This is a genomic window from Vibrio sp. Vb1554 (genome assembly GCF_033344235.1).
This window is the reverse complement of sequence record NZ_JAWPOJ010000102.1, coordinates 1-1815: the sequence shown is the minus strand read 5'-3', so window position 1 is coordinate 1815 and position 1815 is coordinate 1. Positions and strand designations below refer to the sequence as shown.

Sequence of the window (1815 nt, the reverse complement as noted above, 5' to 3'; positions counted from 1 at the left end):
TTCTGCGAACAAGGTGGGATGCGTCTGGGTAACTTGAGCAAAGCCGCAAAAGGCTACCGTTTAGCGACTGGTTACACTGGCGACGAAGTGAAGCCGCTTTCTTTAGTGGACAGTAACAAAACAGACACCGTTGAATACTGCTTAATCAATTCACTTGAACATGCTTTATCGCATTGGCATTACCACGAACAAATTTACTCAGAGCGCGACAGTGTGGAAGCGCTGCGTGAAATCAGTAACGCCATTCGTTTTATTCGCCAAACATTGACCATTTTTGGTGGCGTAGTGCCTCGTCGTGCGAGCGCTATCTTACGTCAAGAATTGAAGTGGTTAGAAGAAGAGCTCGTTTGGCTTGATGAACATGCTCACCTTGAAGAGTTGCTTGATGATAAAGGTAACGTATTGCGCAAACTTGACGCGCGTAAGTTCCTTGTCTCTGAGTTGACTCAACAGTTGGAAGAGTTGCCAAGTCGTGAAGAGATGCTGACATTGTTGAGTTCGGCGCGTTACACAGGATTACTGCTGGATCTTAGCCGCTGGATCTTAGCGCGTGGCTGGCAGCCATTCTTGGATGAGAAAGCGCGCGAGAAGATGGCAAGCAACATCATGCCGTTTTCTGTGACGCAATTGGATCGCACTTGGGCAGAGCTGATGGAAGCTTTCCCTGCAGAGCGTGATTTGTCTGCGCAAGAGTATGTGGATCAGCGTTACCGTCTGCTGCGTAACCTTTACACTGGAATTGGTTTTGCGAGCTTGTACAACTTCGACGAGCGTAATAGTTTCCGCCTTCCTTGGGCTGACTTAGTGCATGGCATTGATGATCTGTTGATGCTGAACCATCTATTGCCTTTGGTCGATATGCTGGAAAATGAAGAGAAAGAACAGCTAGAGCGTTGGCTGCACCGCCAAGAGCGTTCGATTCTTCATGCAATGGATCAAACAAGAGCAATCAGCGTAGAGACTCAGCCGTACTGGCGTGAAAAATAAGATAAGCGAGCGCAAAGTAGCGTTATCTTCATTAATTTAAAGAGAAATAGGACCGATAGGTCCTATTTTTTTGTCTGAATTTTGCGTTGCTGCATTTCCTCTTCGATAAGAGTTAGTCGCTCAAGGATTTGTTCTTGCTGTTCTAATAGCTGTTCTAACATCCGCTCTTTGTTCTTAGAACGGTGATCTTGCTGTTTAGTCGGAGCGGTTAAAATCGACGTAATCACACCAGAGATCATACCGAAGATCCCCACTCCACAAACGATGATGATGACGGCTAAAAACTTTCCTCCAGAGGTCACTGGATAATGATCGCCATAACCCACAGTGGAGATGGTCACAAAGACCCACCACAAAGCATCAGCTCCAGTACGGATGTTCGCAGCTGGGTTTTTGGCTTCGATAAACAGCATGGCGGTGGAACCGAGCGTTATGAGGATCACCATCAACAGCAATATGGACGCGACGGTCGTTTCTCGGCGGTTTTCTTTGAGCTGATGCAGAATGAACTTTGAAGAGCGCAGCACCAACACCACGCGCAAAATATGAAAGATGCGAGCAAAGCGTAATGGCTCGATCATTGGGATGCTGGCCACAAAATCTATCCAATGCAGCTTAATAAATGAACGTCGATCTGTGGAGCGGATCAAATCAATGGTGAGCTGCAATAGAAAAATACTACAGATTATAAAATCCAGACCGATAAGAACTTGACGGGTTTCGTTATCGATTGGAAAAAACAACAGGCCAGAGATCACAAATAACGCCATAAAGGACAAGATTAGTGACAACAGGCCCATCGGTCGAGTGCTGTCTTTGATATCATTA

2 protein-coding genes are annotated in these 1815 nt (G+C 46.2%); one reads left to right on the top strand and one right to left on the bottom strand.

Features of this window, described 5'->3' with window-relative positions; genetic code table 11:
- Positions 1-987, top strand: a 987-nt coding sequence (locus R8N28_RS23965) for a CHAD domain-containing protein (protein WP_318183516.1), incomplete at its 5' end; no start/stop codon positions are given.
- 62 nt (positions 988-1049) lie between these two features.
- On the opposite strand, the gene R8N28_RS23960 is transcribed toward R8N28_RS23965, so the two are convergent.
- Positions 1050-1815: potassium channel family protein (locus tag R8N28_RS23960; RefSeq protein WP_318183515.1), on the bottom strand; the 766-nt coding region annotated here is incomplete at its 5' end.